Below are 5,180 nucleotides of genomic sequence, written 5' to 3'. Positions count from 1 at the left end.
GCTCACACGAGCTTTATCCAGAAGCTGCCCTTTGCGAAGGACAAATACCGCAACTACCTGCCGCTATTTCCGCTCGCGATCGAGCAGTTTGATCTAAGTGCCTACGACGTTGTACTATCCAGCTCACATGCCGTCGCAAAGGGGGTTCTGACGCACTCAAATCAACTTCACATCGCCTATGTACACACGCCGATCCGCTATGCGTGGGACCTGTATCATCAGTACTTGCGCGAAAGCGGGCTGGATCGCGGTTTAAAGGGCATGTTGGCGAAGTATTTTTTGCATAAAATTAGGCTTTGGGACGCGAGCACCGCAAATCGCGTGGATCACTACGTTGCAAATAGCTGCTACATCGCGCGCCGTATCAAAAAAACATACGGCAAGCCTAGCGACATCATCTATCCGCCCGTGGATGTCGATAAATTTACGCTGCGCGAAGCCAAAGAGGACTTCTACCTCACCGCCTCACGCATGGTGCCGTATAAAAAGATCGATCTCATCGTCGAGGCGTTTTCGCAGACGGATAAAAAGCTGCTCGTTATCGGCGACGGACCCGATATGGCCAAAATAAAATCAAAAGCGGGCAAAAATGTCGAGCTTTTGGGCTTTGCGAGCGATGAAACGATGGCGGATCTCATGGGGCGGGCTAAGGCGTTCGTTTTTGCCGCCGAAGAGGACTTCGGCATTACGCCGGTAGAAGCGCAGGCATGCGGCACGCCGGCGATCTGCTTCGGGCGCGGCGGCGCTCGCGAGACGGTGCTTGACGGCGAGAGCGGACTGTATTTTATGGAGCAAAATACAAAGGAGCTGCTCGCCGCCGTAGCTAAATTTGAGCAAAATTATGATAAATTTGAGCCTGTAAAAATCAGAGAAAATTCTTTAAAATTTTCGCGCGCACGCTTTGAGGCCGAGATCAAAAGCTACGTCGAGAAAAAATATGAGGAATTTAAGGATGGCCTAAATGACTAATATAATCCTAAGCGGCGGCAGCGGCACGAGGCTGTGGCCCATCAGCCGCACGCTTATGCCAAAGCAGTTCGTGCGCCTCTTTGACGATCGCTCGCTTTTTATGATGAGCTACGAGCGAAACTCCCCGCTATGCGAGCGCACGCTCGTCGTCTCGAACGAGCAGCAGTATTTTTTGGCGCTTGATCAGCTTGAGGTTTTAGGCGCGCGCGGCGTGAAATTTCTACTCGAGCCCGTCGGCAGAAATACGGCTCCTGCGATCGCGCTTGCATGTTTGAGCCTAAAGGCCGAGGAGATCGTTTTCGTAACGCCGAGCGATCATCTAATTAAAGACGAAGCGGCGTATAAAAACAGCGTCTTGCGTGCACATGAGCTTGCAAAACAGGGATTTTTGGTGACATTTGGTATCAAGCCCGCGGATGCAAATACGGGCTACGGCTATATCGAAGCAAGCGGCGAGGACGTGTTAAAATTTCACGAAAAGCCTGAGCTTGCGGCGGCGCAAAGCTACATAGCGGCTGGGAATTTTTACTGGAACAGCGGCATGTTTATGTTTAAAGCGGGCGTATTTTTGAGCGAACTAAAGGCTCAAAGTCCTGAAATTTATGAAGCCTGCATCCGTGCGCACAAAAATTCTAATGCGGAAAATCCGATTAGAATTAAACTAGGCGATATGCAAGAGATCCCCTCAGATAGCATCGATTACGCAGTTATGGAGCGCACGAGCCTTGCTAAGGTCGTGCCCGCAGATATCGGCTGGAGCGATCTGGGAAGCTTCGATAGCTTAGACGCCGAGCTGCCTAAAGACGCGAACGGCAACACCGCAAGCGAGCAAAATATCGCTCTAAATTCTAAAAACAATCTCATCATCGGCTCGGGCCGCACGATAGCCGCTATAGACGTCGAGGATCTCGCTATAGTCGATACCAAGGACGCCCTGCTCATATGCAAAAAAGGCTCTACTCAAAAAGTAAAGCAGGTGGTAAAGCGGCTGAAGGATAGCGATCTGGCACGCGTGCACGTAACGACGCACCGCCCGTGGGGCAGTTACACGGTGCTGGAAGATGAGCGCGGCTACAAGATCAAGCGCATCGTCGTCAAGCCCGGCAAGCGGCTATCGCTGCAGAAGCACTACCATCGCAACGAGCACTGGATCGTCGTTAGCGGCACTGCGACCGTGACCGTGGGTGAGCGGAATTTCTTGCTGCGCGAGAATGAATCGACGTTCATCAGGATGGGGGAGGTCCACCGCCTCGCAAACGAAGGCAAAATCCCCGTCGTGCTAATCGAAGCTCAAGTCGGCAGCTACACCGGCGAGGACGATATCGTGCGCCTGCAAGACGATTTTAATAGGAGCTAGGATGAAAAAGCAACTCTGCGTTTTGATAATCTTGGCGGTCGATATTTTCGGCATCTGGCTTTGCTTCGGGCTTGCCGTGGTGCTTAAAAATCTGCTCTACGGCGATAACGTGCTGCTGGACGTCGGCAGGTATCAAGGCTTCGCGCCGTCCTACGTCATAATGATATTTCTGTTTTTCTATCAGGGGATCTATTCGAGGCGGTATGATTTTTGGCACGAGAGTAGAATTTTAGTAAAAAGCTGCTTCTTGGGGCTTTTGCTAAGCCTGGCGCTGCTTGCTTTAATCAAAGTTAATTACGAATTTTCGCGTGCCAGCTTTATTTTGAGCTTCGCCTTTATGGCGGTGGTTTTGCCGCTTTTGAAGCTCGTAACGAAAAGGAAGCTTTTTAAATTTGGCTTATGGAAAAAGAGGGCGAAAATTTTAGGCGAGGGCGAGGAGTTTGAAAGCTCTGTTTTAGGAAGCACATATCTTGGATATGTAAGAGCGCTAGGCAGGGATTACGACGTACTGTTTATCGGCGGAAGCAGGCTCGAAGCGAGTGCCTTAAACGAGCTCATCGAGAGTAACATCAGGGAAAATAAAGAAATTTTATTCACCCCGGTGCTGCGTTCGTACGACTTTACGCAGACCTATATTTACAGCGTCTTTGCATCACGCACCAGCCTCTTTGCGATACGAAATTCTCTGAAAAGTCCTCTAAATTTAGCGCTTAAACGCGGGCTTGATTTGGCGCTAATTTTCTTAGCGCTTCCTTTGCTGGTGCCGATTTTCGGCGTAATAGCGCTAATGATGAAGCTAAAAGAACCGGAGGGACGCATATTTTTTTCGCACCAAAGAATGGGGTTTGGCGGCAAGCCGTTTGGATGCCTGAAATTTCGCTCGATGAAAGAAAACGGTGATGAAATTTTAGCTCAGTATCTAAAGCAAAATCCGCAAGAGGTGGAGTATTTTGAAAAATATCACAAATACGAGCATGATCCGCGCATCACGAAGCTGGGCAATTTTTTGCGCAGAAGCTCGCTTGATGAGCTTCCGCAGCTGATCAACGTCCTAAAGGGCGAAATGAGCATCGTAGGCCCTCGCCCGTGCGCGCAATATGAGCGCAAAGATATGGGCGAATATGCAGATCTCATCCTGGCCGTCAAGCCCGGCATTACGGGGCTTTGGCAGGTGAGCGGGCGCAGCGATGTCGATTTTGCGACCAGGGCCGGCATGGATACGTGGTATATGAAAAACTGGTCGATATGGAACGATATCGTAATTATTTTAAAAACTTTCAAGGTCGTTTTGGCGCGCGAAGGGGCAAGCTGATCGTTCAGTGAGTCTTTAAGGCACGGCTATCTCTTTTGAGATAAATTTCAAATTTAATACGGTGCTTCAATCGAGATATTAGAATCGCTCGAAACTAAATTTGCCACGATTTAAATACATATACATAATAATGTAATCATACGGCAATAGTTAGGAATTTACGGCGCAAAATTTGAAATTCTGAAATTTTATTTCATACCTGTATGAAAATAAGACTACGCGAAAATAGTGATGGTTTAATGCAGATGACCAAGATTATGTAGTATCGCGGGAAAATTATTAGCGCGAATCCGCATTGCTTAAGCACATAAAAAAGGCGCTACCCGATAAAATTTACTGCCGCTTTCCGCTTTTGCGCGAATACTGTGACGCAAAATTTGCACAACGCGGATAAATTTATCCTCGCTTCCGCGCTCACTCTTTCTAAAATTCTAAATCGCCCATTGTAAAAAGCTGAGTTTTAAAATTTAGGCAGTTTGCGGATAAAATTTTGATCTGTTTGAGGGATAGTGTCCGGTAAAATAGACAATGGAAATGAGCTATTTGGAAATCACACTGTTTCAAATACCGCTTACGGATATACCGATAGAAAAGCAACCAATGGCTATGAAGCCCTAAAAGCCTATGATCTAAATGGTGACAACGTAATAGATGAAAAGGACGAGATATTTAATAAGCTTAAAATTTGGAAAGGTACGAATTCTAGCGGCATTACCGATGAAGGGGAGCTAAGCTCGCTTGCAGATAATAATATAAAAAGTATCGATCTAAACTACAAAGAGATAACGATAGACGAGAATTCTAACACCGTAAAACAAGGCTCTAAGGCTGCTCTTATCGATGAGCTGATCTACGAATGGGCTGGAGTAAGTGAAGCGGCTAAAGGCTCACGAGGAATTTATAACTGCTTAAGTAAGGTGGATATAGAATTCGTAAAAGCAACCAAATCAAGGTGAGAAAAGGACTGAGATTTTATAACATTCACTGCCGACAGATTGCTCGCTTGCAAAGTTTACCCACAATGGCAAGAAAAGCAAAAAAACGGAAGGATAAAATTTGGAAAATTTTGAAAACTGGAATAAAAATGTTAAAAAACGGGATTTAAACTCAAACGAAAACGCAAATTTAAACGATTTCAATCAAAGAGACTACGATAAAGAACCGATTGTTATAAAAAATCCTTACGAATTCTTTCTTTCAAATTTATTCTTTTTTTCTCATTGCGGAACGGTGCTTGTTTTATTGGTTTATGCTGATTATATGGGGATTGCAAATGTTAGCAATATTTTTCTATGGGCTTTTTTTGGGCTTGGCGTTTTGCATATCGTAGCTACATTTTATTATTATATCATCAAAAACAAATGCGAAACCAAATTTACAAATAAAACAATCGAATTTATTATAAATGGCGAAACAAAAAGGGTTAAAAATTTAGTTGATTTAGAACCTATCATAAGGACTTTTAGACTGCTTACACCATCATCGCTAATTGGAATTATTGTTTTTAATCTACTTATATTTTTTATGGTTGCATTAGTAAAA

At 45.5% G+C, this 5,180-nt stretch carries 4 protein-coding genes and 1 pseudogene; all 5 read left to right on the top strand.

The features are described 5' to 3' along the window. The coding region (locus tag Q0095_RS01585; RefSeq protein WP_297880740.1) for a glycosyltransferase at positions 1-969 on the top strand (969 nt) is incomplete at its 5' end. Further along, positions 962-2,326 carry a mannose-1-phosphate guanylyltransferase/mannose-6-phosphate isomerase gene (locus Q0095_RS01580; protein ID WP_297880738.1) on the top strand — a complete coding sequence of 455 codons (1,365 nt, stop codon included), beginning with the start codon at positions 962-964 and terminating at the stop codon, positions 2,324-2,326. The genes Q0095_RS01585 and Q0095_RS01580, both read left to right, overlap by 8 nt. A 1-nt stretch (position 2,327) precedes the next feature. Continuing rightward, positions 2,328-3,638 (top strand): sugar transferase, encoded by a 1,311-nt coding sequence (locus Q0095_RS01575; protein ID WP_297880736.1) that lies wholly within the window; start codon positions 2,328-2,330, stop codon positions 3,636-3,638. 509 nt (positions 3,639-4,147) lie between these two features. Beyond that, positions 4,148-4,594, top strand: a complete 447-nt coding sequence (locus tag Q0095_RS01570; protein WP_297880735.1) for a hypothetical protein — start codon at positions 4,148-4,150, stop codon at positions 4,592-4,594. 100 nt (positions 4,595-4,694) lie between these two features. Further along, positions 4,695-5,180 (top strand): annotated as a pseudogene (locus Q0095_RS01565) (hypothetical protein); the annotation flags it as partial.

The sequence above is a fragment of the uncultured Campylobacter sp. genome (assembly GCF_938045535.1).
Taxonomy (GTDB): domain Bacteria; phylum Campylobacterota; class Campylobacteria; order Campylobacterales; family Campylobacteraceae; genus Campylobacter_B.
Note: the sequence above shows the minus strand (reverse complement) of the source record. Positions and strands in the feature narration are given on the sequence as shown.